Raw genomic sequence first — 13,971 nt, forward strand, 5'->3', positions numbered from 1 at the left:
TAAGCGCTTCCGAGCTAACTATCATGGCAAAAAAAGCCAGCATTGCGCTGGCCTTGATTATAAACTTTGCAGATAGCCTCTCAGTGAAACAACTCACCACTCTCAGCTCTACTCAGCAATAGTGCAGGTACCGTAAAATCATTACCATAATGCGCCTCTAAATCCTGCGCCCGCGTTACGAATGCTTTGAGACCATAGGCATTTATTGCCTGAAATACACCACCGGTTTGGGCTGGAAAACCAATACCCATAATGGAGCCAATATTACCGTCACCGACAACATCGATTACGCCTTCTTCCATTGCTCTCACTGCCTCAAGACACTGACTGAAAGTAAGTCGATCTTTAATATCTTGGTAGGGAATATCAACGTAACCCTGTGCTGCAAACGCATCTTTCAGGCCGGGCCATATGTATTTCTTACCACCAGCGGGATATTCATAATAACCGCCGCCGTGCACTTTACCCTTGCGACCGAAGTCATTGACCATAAGATCTAAAATTCGTGACGCGGCATTATCTTGCCACTCACGCCCTTGAGCAATAGTGTCTGCTTTGGATTGCTGTCCATTTTTATACGCCGTCTCTTGGCTGATCTCGTCAATCGCTGCCAGCGGCCCAACCGGTGAACCATTGTCTCGGGCGGCAGACTCAATCAGTACCGGATTGACCCCTTCTTCCAGCATGATGGCGCCTTGGGTCACGGTTTTACTGATAACACGAGTGGTGAAAAAGCCCGGTGCATCATTGACCACAATGGGGGTTTTCCCAAGCTGTTGCGCTAAATCAAAGGCCTTAGCTAGAGTTTCATCCGAGGTTTGCTTGCCGCGAACGATCTCCACCAAAGGCATTTTTTCTGCCGGCGAAAAGAAATGCATACCAATAAAATTTGACGCCCGCACACTGGCTTGAGCCAAGTCTGAAATCGGTAAAGCCGAGGTATTAGATGCAAACACGCTGTCACTTGCCATCGCCGCTTCGCAGTCAGTAGTCACCGCCGCCTTGATAACACGATCTTCAAATACGGCTTCAATTACCATATCGCAGTCTGCTAAATCAGCGTAGTCGGCCGTCGCATGAATGAGAGCCATACAGGCATGCATTGAGTCTTTTGTCATCTTGCCCTTTGAAACGCCCTTAGTAAAAAAGGCTTCAGCATAAGCCCGACCACGATCGGCGTTTTGCTGACTAATATCTTTAAGCACAACCTGAATGCCCTTTTGAGCGGCGACTGTGGCGATACCTGCACCCATTTGTCCTGCGCCGATAATACCGAGCTTCTTACACTTAAATCGCTCGCTGACATCCGGACGATTAGCGCCCTTATTCAGCGCTTCCATCTGTACAAAAAAGGTGGTCATCATATTCCTAGCAGTTTGATCTAATAACAAACTTAGGAAATATCGACCTTCAATTTTTTGTGCGGTATCAAAATCTACTCGCGCGCAATCAACAACACAGGCAAAAATCGCGTTCTGAGCCGGCATCAAGTTTTTGGTTTGCACCATCACATTAGCAGGACCAAAAAAGATCAGCCCCTGATTAGCGACCTCATCCGGACCACCTCCGGGAATAATATAGCCCTCCTGATCCCAGGGCTGCACAGCGCCCGCATTGGCTTTTATCCAGGCTTTTGCCTTGGCATGCATGTCGGCTTCATCGCCCGCCAATTCGTGCAACAGTCCTTTTTCTAAGGCCTTATCTGCCTTAAGTCGGCGACCCTGACTGATCAGGGCGATCGCTTCTTGCATACCCAGCAAATAGGTCATGCGCACTACGCCACCGGCGCCAGGCATCAGGCCAATCATCGCCTCTGGCAAACCAACTTGAATTCCAGCTATTGCAACGCGGTAATGACACGCCAGGGCAATCTCAAAACCGCCGCCTAATGCGGGGCCATTTAAGCCAACGGCCACCGGAACACCCAGAGTCTCAAGCTGGCGCAAGGATGCTTTTGTTGCCATGATACCGCTGTACATTGCCGCTTTTTCCTCAGCAGCAGGATTTAAATCCATATTCAACATTTCATTAATATCACCGCCAGCAAAAAATTGCTTCGGTTTGCCACTGCGCACATAAACACCGCTTACACCGCCTTCGGCAACCATCGCAACCAATTCGGTAACCGCTGCGCGCATAGCCTCATCGTATTCACGACCCATGGTATTGACGGCTTTACCTGGCTGATCAAAAATCAGCTCTACAATACCGTCGCTGTCTTTTTCCAAGCGAATATATGCCATGATATTTGTCTCTCTCTATTCGGTGGCCGCTATTTAGCTTGCTAGCCCACCGCTAATTCTTATACCCGTTCACGTTTGCAGTAACACCTACAAACATATTCTGTGGTCCTAAAATGGCGCCTTAAACACGCTCTATCACGGTGGCAATACCAATACCGCCACCCGCGCACAGCGTGACCACACCACGCTTCAAATTTCGACGCTCAAGCTCGTCCAATAAAGTCCCGAGAATCATCGCGCCGGTAGCACCAATAGGATGGCCCATGGCAATGGCGCCGCCATTCACGTTGATTTTTTCATCGGGGATATTGAGTACTTTTTGATAGCGTAATACGACGGAGGCAAAGGCCTCATTAAGCTCAAACAAGTCGATATCATCGACTGTGAGACCGGCTTTCTTAAGCGCTTTTTCGGTCGCCGGCGCCGGACCGGTTAACATGATAGTGGGTTCAGTACCGACTAGAGCACAACTTAGAATGCGGGCTCTTGGTGTTAAGTTTTGCTCTTTGCCTGCACGTTCGCTGCCAACCAGCACTAGTCCAGCACCATCGACGATGCCCGAGGAATTGCCCGGCGTATGCACGCAATTAATATTTTCCAATTGCGGATACTTCAACCTTGCAACACCGCCATGGCCAAAATCATCAAACATTTGAAACGCGGGCTTGAGTTTAGATAAACCCTCTAAAGATGAATCACCACGAATAAACTCATCGTGATCTAGAACGGTGACGCCGTTTAAATCCCTTACCGGCACGATAGATTTAAAGTAACCCTCGTCACGCGCCCGCGCTGCCCGCTGCTGGGACATTACCGCATAGCGGTCAACATCTTCGCGACTAAAACCGTCCATGGTCGCAATCATATCTGCGCCCAAACCCTGGGAAATAAAATAGCTTTTCATTGCGACCCAGGGGTCGCCCGTTGCGCCGCCACTCGCGCCAATACCCAGGCGCGACATAGACTCAACGCCACCTGCGGCGACTAAGTCCTCATAGCCTGCAGCGACTTTGGCCGCCGCCATATTAACGGCGTCTAAACCGCCCGCACAAAAACGATGTAATTGTGCGCCGGTAGTAACATCATCCCAGCTCGAATATACCAGTGCCGCTTTGGCAATGTTTTGGCCCTGTTCTTTAACCGGCTCGCCACAGGCTAGAATTAAATCTTCCACCTTTGTGGTATCTAAGTCATTGCGATCTTTAAGTGCTTCTAAAAGATTGATCACCAAGTCAATTGGTTTAACCTCATAGAGCGAACCGCTGCGTTTGCCTTTGCCACGCGGGGTACGAATCGCATCATAAATAAATGCTTCTGCCATGGTATGTCCTGCCGAACGAGGAATGAAAGTCATGGGGCCAGTGAGGTGGCCGCGGCGAGCACAATGAACTGTCACGGCGGTTTAAGACAATGGCATTTTCGGTCAACACACTGACAGATTTTTTAAAAAACGATATAAAACATAGGCTTAAAAAACAGCAGTAGGAGGGACAAAGAAGAAAACAGCCCGCAGTTACTAGCTGCGATTATAATCCGTCTCTGTATTCTGGCGTTTAGCGGTTGTTTTCACGCTCTTTCTGACGATATTCACCTGGCGTGGTGCCCGTCCACTTTTTAAAGCAGCGGTGAAAAGCCGATGGGTCCGTAAAGCCCATTAACGCTGCAACCGCATTAATAGATAATTCGGAGTTTCCAAGGTACGCCATTGCCGCGTCTCGACGGCTTTCATCTTTCAGTTGCTGAAAGGTTGTACCCTCTTTTTTCAAACGGCGACGCAAGGTTGGCGCCGACATATTTAAGGCGTCTGTGATGCGTTCAAAACTCGGAAAACCCTGAGAAAAATCATGGCCAATCATGGCCCGGACTCGTGCGACTAAACTGCCGTCGTCACGCGCGCCGCTCATCACCATTAAGGGATAAGGTGCGGCACGTAAAAACTCTTTTAAGGTTCGTTCGTTATGAACCAGAGGATAGGCTAAATAACGGGTATCAAACACAAACTCGTCACGGAGCTGGCCGTAATATACGGGGCAGGAAAACAACTGCTGATACTTCTCTACGCGACTTTTCCCTGAGGGCGCTTGCCCGGCGAAGCGCACCTCTTTCAATTCAATATTGCTGCCGACCAGCCAACAAAAGAAGCGATGCCAGATAGATAAACCGTAGAGATCAGCGGCATCCACTTTCTCGCCGGCAAAGCCTTTTTTTATACTGCCATATCCAACGATGGCACTATCTTTACGGGTATCTAAGTAGATCTGCGCATCGGCATCGTAAAATGTGCGAAAGAATTCACAGGCGCGTTTGATCGCCGCGCCCAGATTTTCGCAACCGATAATGCAGTAGCACATCATCCGAAAAGCCCCGGGACTGACGCTCTGGCCCAGCATTAAGCCAAAGGCTTCATCCTGCAAAAGACTCATGACCTGCTGATACACTTTAGTGTATTGCATAGCTGAGATATTGGCCTGATAACCTGCCGAACGACTATTCAGAGGATTGAAGCCAATCCCCGCCACCGTTAATATGCCACTGTGGTCGTAGCCTCTTTCAGCGGCAAGATTAAGCAGTGAACGCGCGAATTTGGTCGGCACGGTTTCTAAGTCGATATTACTCAGCAGACTTCTCCAGCACGTCTATATTTATTCGGCACATCTTAACACTCGCTTGCCGCACTTCGGCAGTTTCATCGCCATCTAGCTCAATTCTCTGCACAGTTGAATAGATCCAATAAGCTAGCCATAATAACCACATGGCTAATACCCGCTTCGACCTGATTTTGACTGGTAACGTCGCCCCCGGGGTATCGCGTGATGCCGCCATCAATAAACTCGCCACTCTATTCAAGTGCCCTGCCGAGAAAGTAGGCAAGCTACTCACAGGCAAACCCAGCCGCGTTCGCAAAGATCTCGACCACACCGAGCTAAAGCGCTTCCAGGAAGCTTTTAGCCGTATTGGGGTGATTACCGAAGTGGTGCCCACGGCGACTGAACCACATGCTGACCAAGAATCCCCTGAGGCCGCCGCCAAGCAATCATCGCACCCGGCGACGCTGTCCTTGTGTCCTAACGGTACGCCAGTATTAAGCGACGATGAGCACTATTATCCGCCTATCGCCGTTCCCGACACTGGGCATTTAAGTGTTGCCGCTGCCGGCGAAACGCTAACTCAGAATGAAGCGATACCGCTGCCCGCGCCAGACACCGACCATATTAGCCTTGCGCCTGCAGGGGAGACAATAATGCCTCCCGCGGAATCGAAAGTTGCAGTAGCGTCAAGCAGCAATCTGAGTCTGTGTGGCGCAGGCACCCCACTGCTAGACCAAAAACCGAAAACGGCTTATCGAGTGCCGAATACAGAGCACCTCAGTTTAAAATAGCGGCCGTTATCCTCGCCAAAACCCCAGTCGTCATCGTGGAAAGCGCAACACAATCCGCAAACCGGGATTATTATCTTTTAATTCAATATAGCCATCATGTAAGCGGACAACCGCTTGCACTAGACTCAGCCCCAAGCCGTTACCAGGGTGTCGACTGCGGCTGTGCTCCACCCTGAAAAAGCGCTGGAATACCCGCTCTCGATCTTCTTCGGGAATACCCACACCGCTATCGGCGACTTCAATTCTAACAATACTGCCTTCAACCGCCAGATTGACCTGCACCCGACCACCCTCGGGAGTATATTTAATCGCATTGTCGACTAAATTCGCCACCGCTTGGAATAGCAGATTCCGATCACCGTGAAAACTGCCGACTTTCGCCAAGCCAGTATGAAAAGTCTGATTTTTCTCTGAGGATAGCGGTTCGTATAGCTCGATGACGTCCGTTACTAAAGTGCATAAATCGACCTCAGCAAAGCCCGAACGCCGATGACCGGTCTCGACCTGCGCAATACGCAGCAGGGCGCTGAAGGTACCTAATAAACCGTCGGCCTCTTCAATTAACATTTCCAACTGATCTCGACTTGCTGAGTCTTCACAATTTTCATGCAGATCACTGAGTTTGTTTCTTAGCCGCGTTAAGGGTGTGCGCAAATCATGGGCGATATTGTCCGATACCTGCCTGACCCCCGCCATTAAGACTTCTATTCGGTCGAGCATCTGATTCACGCTTTCAGACAAGCGTAAAAAGTCGCCGCTACTGGCGTTGGTGTCGATACGCTCGGACAGATCACCGGTCATAATCCGTCGCAAGGTGACATTGATATGTTCGACACGTCTAAGCGTTAATACCGTGACAATGGCACCACCAATAGTCCCTAATAAAATAGTCGCGACCATACTACGGGTTAAAGCGCCGCCGACTAATTTAGTGCTATTAAGTACGTCGGCGTAATGCCGGGCTACCAGCACATGTTCGCCGCCAGCCAATTGCCGTGACCGAGCCACAAACTCGGTGCCAATATAATCAGAAGGATTCGTTAAAGACTCAAAACTAAAGCCCAGCCAGCCGTTGCGATACTCTTGACTGTCGGGCCATTGATCGAGATTGCCCGCAATTTTATTGAGATTCTCATCACCCACGTAATAGAAAAACCGAATAAGACGATCTGGACCACTATGGTCTTTTACAAACTCATCAACCGCAGCGGCGCCACCGGTCTCATAAGACTGACTTAAATCCCCCAGTTCGCTTTCCACAGAGAGATGAACTTCGGCAAAAAAGTCATATGCAATGAAGGCATAGATCAGCGCCAGCACCATAAATACCGCAACGCTGAGCCAGGCGACATAACTGACCAGAAATCGAAAGGTGAAACTACTAAAGATTTTACTGAGAATCATCCAACATATATCCAGCACCGCGAACTGTGTTCAGCAGGGGTTTATCAAAGCCTTTATCGATTTTCTGGCGCAGGCGGCTAATATGCACATCAATCACATTGGTCTGTGGATCGAAATGATAGTCCCACACGTTTTCAAGCAACATGGTACGGGTAACAACCTGACCGGCGTGACGCATCAAGTATTCCAATAATTTATATTCTCTGGGCTGCAAATTGAAAGGCTGGCCTGCGCGAGACACCTTGTGCGCCAGCAGATCCATCTCCAAGTCAGCCACTTTCAAACGCGTAACAGCCGAGCCCGCTTCTTGGCGACGCAACATGACCTCAATACGGGCCAATAATTCAGCAAACGCAAATGGCTTCACAAGATAATCGTCACCACCGGCCTTTAAACCTTTAACACGATCTTCCACTTCACCCAATGCGCTTAAAATCAATGCCGGTGTGCTGTCATTTGACGCCCGCAACGTTTGAATAATGGTGAGTCCATCAACATGGGGCAACATGCGATCGACAATAAGCGCGTCGTAATCTTCAGTGGTCGCCTTGACCAAACCGGTTTTTCCATCGGCAGCGTGCTCAACTTGATACCCGCTTTCACGTAGGCCCTTCACAATATATTCGGCTACGCTCGCATCATCTTCTATCAATAAGACCCGCATCTACAGTAATCCCTTGCACTTTTATCTTGGCTTCGTCACTTAAACGTCTTTCACTCGCGAAACAGTAATCCGTGAAAGACCTTGGTATGTGAAGTACATCTACTTATTCACCCTTAGTATGCGGGCGCGTACACTTTTTTCCAACAGCTTCAACTCAGCTTAGGGAGACTAACAGCAATGAATAATATAAAAAATGCTTATGCCTGCCTTAACCATTGGATTAGTAAATACCATTGTTTACTTTTGCTGACCTGCGGGCTAATACCAGGCACCGCTGTTGGTGATAACTGGGCCTCCGAATCCGTTAACGACATCACCCCACCTAAGGATGAGCAACTAACATATCGGCCCACCATCAGCTTTTGTATCGAGCGCAATCAAACCACCGGTCAATTCCAAGCATTTAACGCCAATCAGGCCCGTTTTAACCGCATATGGATGGACCAAAACACCGCCAAACGAGGCAGTGATGCCACTAAAACCTTAATTAAAATGGGTTTGAAAGCACTGTATAAATCTTTTCACGACAGAAGCGCAGGCGCCAAACGTTATTTACCGGACGAAGAAGGTCGCGTCGCCATGTCGAGGTTCGACCGCTACCAAACAGACTACCAAGTTCATGTGCGCAGTGATTCGCTGACTTTAGGTGTTGCACTCGCCTTCTAATCGCACTACACCTAGCAATGACAGCCCTGTTACAATGCGTAGGTTTCTGCACTGGACCTACCGCTAATGCCGCCAAAATATCAACATACTAAGCCTGTATCAAAAAAAAGCTCCGCGCCTATGGCGGCCAAAGACTCTCTTTCTGCGCTTACAGAAGGCCCACCGGGGGTATTTCGACGTATCGCCGCGATTATCTACGACGTATTTTTGCTATTTGCGGTGCTATTTATTGCGACCCTGATTCCAGCTTATTTCCTAAGTCCAGAATCCTTTGTTGCTAACCCTGCCAATAATAGCGTTGTCCACGAACTCGACGTCCCCCTGCAGGGATGGATTTACCGTGGATACTTGATGATGTTGATTATTGTTTTTTACGGCTGGTTCTGGCGAAAAAGTGGCCAAACACTGGGTATGCAAGCGTGGAGAATTAAATTAGAAAACCTTAATGGCGACCAACCGAGCTGGACGCAGTGCGTTATTCGAGTATTAGTCGCGGGTATATCTCTTGCCGCCGGCGGCTTGGGCTTCTGGTGGATCTGGCTAGATCGCGACAGTCGCGCTTGGCATGACCGCGCGTCTAAAACCGTCTTGCGCTCAATCCCCAAAGAAAAAAACAAGGCCAAAAAAACCTAGGCCTTTTTGATTAACATATAGGTGCCCGCAATAAAACATAGAACGATGGGCAATAAACTGGCGTAAATCGGATCAAAGCCATAGACCATACTGGACGGCCCAAGAATATCTTGTAGAGTTCTAAATACAATTCCCACCATCACCCCGACAAACACTCGAAACCCCATGGTGACATTGCGCAAGGGGCCAAAGATAAAGGAAATCGCTATTAAGACCATGCCCATAATGGTGAGGGGTTGTAATAATTTATTCCAAAATGCCAGCTCATAATCGCCCGCGTTCAAGCCCTGCTTATTCAAATATTGAGCGTATCGCCACAGACCGCTTATCGACAAATCCTTGGGATCCAAGACCAAAATATTCAATAGTTCCGGCGACAAACCGGTGTCCCAGGGCAGCTGCGGAATAAACTCATAGGTGGCACCCTTAGGCCCCAGGTCGACAACTTTTACCGCCTCTAATGTCCAGTCGCCGTCTATATAATGCGCCCGCTCGGCAAAGATATTGCGCTCTAATTGGCGCTCTTGGTTAAAACTAAAAATACTCACACCAAACAATACGCCATTGGGCTGCACCGCATTAAAATGCATAAACTGCTGGCCCTCGCGATGCCACATGCCGTGCCGAGAGTGAATAGAATGTGTTTTTTGCAAGGCAACGGCGCGCTGACTTTCGGCAATTTGCTGTGACACCGGCGCAACATATTCGGCCACGACCAGGCCCAACAAGGTGATTGCCAAGGTCGGTTTAATAACCGCAAATACCAGCTGACGGGTAGAAACGCCGGCGGCGCGCATCACAATTAATTCACTGCTGCTGGCCAGTGACCCCAAACCCGCCAAACAGCCTATCAAGGCCGCAAAGGGTAAATAATCGTAAAAACTTCCCGGTGAAGTAAGACCCACATATTTAAGTACTGCTACAAAAGTGTAGTCACCCCGCACCTCTTTCAATCCATCGATGAGCTCTGACAGAAGATCTAAACCAACGATAACAAACAACACCATAATAATGGCACCGGCAACCGTTCTCCCTATATAGCGGTTGAGTTTAGCCACGATGACGCCTCCAGTTCAGCCACCAGTGTCGCAACATGCTATCCCAGTAAAGCAAAACCAAACCCAGCAATAAGAACGCGGCATGAACAATCCACATACCGGGGAATACCGGCCAAACCCCTTTAGCAATAGAATCGCGAATCGCATTTAAGCAGACCAGATACACCATATAAATCATAAAGGCAGGAAACATCTTGCCGTAGCGACCACGGCGATGATTGGTTTTACTTAGCGACACCGCAATAAGCGCCGCTATAGGCACCAATAAGCCCAAAGAAATCCGCCACTGTATAGCCGCGATATCTTCAAGTTCTGATGACCCCCACAGCTCGGACGAATCCTTGCCGTCTAATTCTTGCCTATAGGTTTTTGCCTCAGAATCTCGGATCAACTGATCAAGTTGACCAAAGCTGGTGACCTGATAATCCATAAACCCAGATTGACCCACATAGCGCACACCGTCATCTAAAACTAAGTAGCGCTGGCCCGATTTTTCGTCGATCTCAAAACGACCCTGCGCCGCGGTGACTAGCGATATTAGCGGCCGGCCGCCATCGACAATGGGCTCAGGCTGGGCGATAAACACCCCCTGCATCGTCTGATCATCGCGATCGGCTCTTTCAATATACGTCACCCGGCCACTGGCTTTATCTAATCGAAAGCGGCCCTCTACCGCCGCCTTTACACCTAACTCAGAACGACTTTTTGCCAATAGCTCCACATAGGCCTGAATACCAGAGGGAGTTACCACCAAACTGATGTACGCCACGATACCGGCAACAATCAAGCTGGGGATTAAGGTATAGGTCAGTAAGCGCCGGCGACTCAAGCCGCAGGCGCTCATGACGGTCATCTCACTGTCGACGTGTAGACGACCGTATGAGAGTAGGATGCCGATAAACAACCCCAAGGGCAGCACCACTTCAAGAAAGTTTGGCAGGCGGTACATCATTACCAAAAACAGCACGTCTGGGGCAAAGTCTCCCGACGCTACCTGACCAAGGTATTTTACAAACCGTCCGCTCATAATAATAACAAGCAAAGTTAGCGTAACGGCGAAAACCGTCTTTAGCATTTCGCTAGTGAGGTACCTAAATAAAATCAACCATATCTCCACCACCCCTGACGGTAATCAATCACAACGACAGCACCGTAACTTTATATTCTCGTAAATTCTAATTAACACCTTGTCCGCAGCTAATTTAAATCCCGCCAAAGCGCCAGACACAGGCTTATCAAGAAAATAAAAGGCAAATCCATCCATCGCCGACGCTAAAAATACCGAGCCTTGTCATTAATCAGACCAGCACTAACTATTTCACGCCAAGATGATACCCTTTACACTAAGGCCAGAATACAGCCTTATACTGACTTGCGAGTAAGCGTTATATAACGCGGCGTGTAACGCCTCAACGATCACGTCATAATATAACGGCTTGCATTATCACCAATCTGCCCACTGTCTGCGAGTATATCCATGCAAATTAGTCTAAAGCCCTGTAAAGATGTCACTACTGTAAACACCGATTGCCTAATCCTCATCGTTGATCGCTCGCTGAGCACAGATATCGCCAAGGCCGCAGACTCCGCCACGGGCGGCGCCATCACTGAAATCATCAATCGCGGCGACTTTAATGGCAAAATCGCTGAATCGCTTTACTTACCCGCGGTTAGCGGGCTAAAAGCGCCACGCTTATTAATTATTGGCAAAGGCGATAACGCTGATCTCAAAGACGGTGAGTTTGACAAAATCATCACTGCTGCGATTAATGCTACAGCCAGTGCAGGCTGCAAAGACATCAGCATAATGCTCGACAGTATCAGCGTAGCTGATCGCAAAGCGCCTTGGCAGTTACAGCGCATCGCTCAACTCATCACCACCGCTGGCTATCGCTACACTGCCACCGTTAGCAAACCCAAGCCCGCCCTATCTATTCGCCGCCTCACATTACAGGGCGCGAACACCGACGCCAATCGTCGTGCAGTTCACTGCGGCGCCAGTATTGGCAAGGGTATTAATATAGCCTGTGACTTGGGCGACCTGCCCGGCAATATTTGTACACCAAGCTATCTCGCCAGTGAAGCGCGAGCGTTGGGTCGCAAGTTCGAATCGGTCACTGTTAGCGTGCTTGACGAAAAGAAAATGGCGCAATTGGGCATGCACTCCTTGCTATCAGTTTCAGCTGGCTCTGATCAGCCCGCGCGACTTATTGTAATGGAATATAAGGGCGGCAAAAAATCGGACAAACCCCATGTCTTAGTCGGCAAAGGCGTCACCTTCGACACCGGTGGCATAAGCCTCAAGGCTGGCTCGAAAATGGATGAAATGAAATACGATATGTGTGGCGCCGCCAGTGTTCTTGGCACCTTAAACGCGGTGGCCAACATGGATATCAAACTAAATGTCATCGGTATTATCGCCGCAGCGGAAAACATGCCTAGCGGCAGCGCCACCAAGCCCGGCGATGTTGTCACTAGTATGTCGGGACAGACGATTGAGGTCCTCAATACTGACGCCGAAGGTCGCCTCGTTCTGTGCGATGCCCTCACCTATGCCGGCAGGTTTAAGCCTGCCTCGGTCATCGATATCGCCACCCTAACCGGCGCCTGCGTGGTGGCATTAGGCAAACATGCTAGCGGCTTGTTCAGTAATGACGACGGCTTTGCCGCAGAGTTATTGGAGCAAGGTCGACTCGCCCAAGACCGTGCATGGCATATGCCCCTGTGGGATGATTACCAAGGACAACTAGACAGTAACTTTGCCGATATGGCCAATATTGGCGGGGCCGAAGCCGGCAGTATCACCGCAGCTTGTTTCTTGTCTCGCTTCGCCAAAGATTACCGTTGGGCGCATCTCGACATTGCCGGTGCGGCCTGGATCGGCGGTGCAAACAAAGGCGCCACTGGACGTCCCGTTGGTCTGCTATGCCAGTATCTTGCAAGTAAGGCCGGCTAATAGGCGCTGAGAAATGACGCGAATCGACTTCCACATACTCAGTCTTTTGGGTGCTGAAGCGGCAATGCATTATGCTTGCCGCCTCACCGAGAAAGCCTGGCGCGCGGGTCATCAGGTCTATTTACACTGCGATGATGTCGACGCCACCGAAGCCCTAGACGCCATGCTTTGGCAGTATCGCGACGAGAGTTTCATTCCCCACAGCGGTCACCCCGCAGACCTGAATCCCGTGCTGATAGGTTGCGGTGAGCACGCCGGTGAGCACTGCGACGTGCTGGTCAATCTCGCCAAGGAAATTCCTACTTTTTTCAGCCGTTTTAAACGCCTAGCCGAAATTGTCAGCCAGCAGGACGACAGTCTGAGCGCATCGCGCGAGCGTTATAGTTTTTATAAAGACCGCGGCTATCCATTAAAAACTCACACCATCACAGGTTAATTCCCAATGGCAACGGAAAAAGGCCCACTGCTGGGTGAACTGGAAGAACTTAAAGCGGTATTACATAAGCAACACGGTGTCGACTTGGCCGCGATCCCACTGCTTGATGACATTATTGAGGACGATGTAGATGAAGGGTTTGTAAATCCTGGCGTTCAAGAGTCTGTGGCTCTAGAAGCTAATGATCTAGAAGCTGAGAATATTGAGGCTGACAATGCAGGCCCTGGAGTTTTCACCGCCGACACCATATTTAATAAATATGGAAATACCCTAATCGACCATTCACCACTCTACTCCCCTAACGACACTGACGTTAATGTTGATGCAAGAAAATCAACGTCAAGCTTTGATAGCAGCTATTCAGGCGACGACGACTACGGACGCGAAATATTTATGCAGGAAGTCATCGACTCGATGATGCCAGAAATAGAAACCGAGCTGCGCAAGCGACTACTGAGCTTGGACAATGTGATTTTACAGCGCTGGCACTCTCAACTTCATGGCGACAACTAACACCGAAGATGAGACTTTC

General features: G+C 49.5%; 14 protein-coding genes. 6 read left to right on the forward strand and 8 right to left on the reverse strand.

Features of this window, described 5'->3' with window-relative positions; translation table 11 throughout:
- Positions 1-80: 80 nt before the first annotated feature.
- The 4 genes from ACI955_RS07960 to ACI955_RS07975 all read right to left on the reverse strand — a co-directional run bounded on the left by ACI955_RS07960 (position 81) and on the right by ACI955_RS07975 (position 4,997).
- Positions 81-2,243: a 3-hydroxyacyl-CoA dehydrogenase NAD-binding domain-containing protein gene (locus ACI955_RS07960; RefSeq protein WP_415243205.1), complete on the reverse strand. Its 2,163-nt coding sequence runs from the start codon at positions 2,241-2,243 to the stop codon at positions 81-83.
- A gap of 121 nt (positions 2,244-2,364) precedes the next feature.
- Positions 2,365-3,564 (reverse strand): acetyl-CoA C-acetyltransferase, encoded by a 1,200-nt coding sequence (locus ACI955_RS07965; protein ID WP_415243206.1) that lies wholly within the window; start codon positions 3,562-3,564, stop codon positions 2,365-2,367.
- A 232-nt stretch (positions 3,565-3,796) separates the two neighbouring features.
- A complete protein-coding gene (locus ACI955_RS07970) occupies positions 3,797-4,837 on the reverse strand; it encodes an AraC family transcriptional regulator (protein ID WP_415243207.1) in 1,041 nt (346 codons plus the stop codon).
- 16 nt (positions 4,838-4,853) lie between these two features.
- Positions 4,854-4,997, reverse strand: coding sequence for a hypothetical protein (locus tag ACI955_RS07975; RefSeq protein ID WP_415243208.1), 144 nt, complete (start codon positions 4,995-4,997; stop codon positions 4,854-4,856).
- On the opposite strand from ACI955_RS07975, the gene ACI955_RS07980 reads away from it, so the two are divergent.
- Positions 4,996-5,622 (forward strand): hypothetical protein, encoded by a 627-nt coding sequence (locus tag ACI955_RS07980; protein ID WP_415243209.1) that lies wholly within the window; start codon positions 4,996-4,998, stop codon positions 5,620-5,622. The two genes, ACI955_RS07975 and ACI955_RS07980, sit on opposite strands and share 2 nt — an antisense overlap.
- 30 nt (positions 5,623-5,652) lie before the next feature.
- Here ACI955_RS07980 and ACI955_RS07985 read toward each other — a convergent pair whose 3' ends face one another.
- Both ACI955_RS07985 and ACI955_RS07990 read right to left on the reverse strand, forming a co-directional pair.
- Positions 5,653-7,026: an ATP-binding protein gene (locus ACI955_RS07985; RefSeq protein WP_415243210.1), complete on the reverse strand. Its 1,374-nt coding sequence runs from the start codon at positions 7,024-7,026 to the stop codon at positions 5,653-5,655.
- A complete protein-coding gene (locus tag ACI955_RS07990) occupies positions 7,013-7,690 on the reverse strand; it encodes a winged helix-turn-helix domain-containing protein (RefSeq protein WP_368375708.1) in 678 nt (225 codons plus the stop codon). Before ACI955_RS07990 ends, ACI955_RS07985 begins: the two co-directional genes overlap by 14 nt.
- Positions 7,691-7,867: 177 nt before the next feature.
- Here ACI955_RS07990 and ACI955_RS07995 point away from each other — a divergent pair, with 177 nt between their 5' ends.
- Both ACI955_RS07995 and ACI955_RS08000 read left to right on the forward strand, forming a co-directional pair.
- A complete protein-coding gene (locus ACI955_RS07995; RefSeq protein ID WP_415243211.1) occupies positions 7,868-8,356 on the forward strand; it encodes a hypothetical protein in 489 nt (162 codons plus the stop codon).
- Between the two features lie 120 nt (positions 8,357-8,476).
- The gene (locus ACI955_RS08000) at positions 8,477-8,989 is read left to right on the forward strand and encodes an RDD family protein (protein WP_415243212.1); all 513 of its coding nucleotides are present in this window, start codon (positions 8,477-8,479) and stop codon (positions 8,987-8,989) included.
- Here the strand turns inward: ACI955_RS08000 and lptG are convergent.
- Together lptG and lptF are read right to left on the reverse strand one after the other, a co-directional pair.
- Positions 8,986-10,047 (reverse strand): LPS export ABC transporter permease LptG, encoded by a 1,062-nt coding sequence (gene lptG, locus ACI955_RS08005; RefSeq protein WP_415243213.1) that lies wholly within the window; start codon positions 10,045-10,047, stop codon positions 8,986-8,988. The genes ACI955_RS08000 and lptG overlap by 4 nt on opposite strands.
- Positions 10,040-11,152, reverse strand: coding sequence for an LPS export ABC transporter permease LptF (lptF, locus tag ACI955_RS08010; protein WP_415243214.1), 1,113 nt, complete (start codon positions 11,150-11,152; stop codon positions 10,040-10,042). The genes lptG and lptF overlap by 8 nt, the downstream gene beginning before the upstream one ends.
- 372 nt (positions 11,153-11,524) lie before the next feature.
- Between lptF and ACI955_RS08015 the strand changes: the two genes are divergently transcribed.
- The 3 genes from ACI955_RS08015 to ACI955_RS08025 are packed head-to-tail and all read left to right on the forward strand — an operon-like array spanning position 11,525 to position 13,952.
- Positions 11,525-13,003 carry a leucyl aminopeptidase gene (locus tag ACI955_RS08015; protein ID WP_415243215.1) on the forward strand — a complete coding sequence of 493 codons (1,479 nt, stop codon included), beginning with the start codon at positions 11,525-11,527 and terminating at the stop codon, positions 13,001-13,003.
- 13 nt (positions 13,004-13,016) lie between these two features.
- The gene (locus ACI955_RS08020) at positions 13,017-13,439 is read left to right on the forward strand and encodes a DNA polymerase III subunit chi (RefSeq protein ID WP_415243216.1); all 423 of its coding nucleotides are present in this window, start codon (positions 13,017-13,019) and stop codon (positions 13,437-13,439) included.
- Between the two features lie 6 nt (positions 13,440-13,445).
- The gene (locus ACI955_RS08025) at positions 13,446-13,952 is read left to right on the forward strand and encodes a hypothetical protein (RefSeq protein ID WP_415243217.1); all 507 of its coding nucleotides are present in this window, start codon (positions 13,446-13,448) and stop codon (positions 13,950-13,952) included.
- Positions 13,953-13,971 lie beyond the last annotated feature (19 nt).

Source organism: Zhongshania sp. (assembly GCF_047636175.1).
Classification (GTDB): Bacteria; Pseudomonadota; Gammaproteobacteria; order Pseudomonadales; family Spongiibacteraceae; genus Spongiibacter.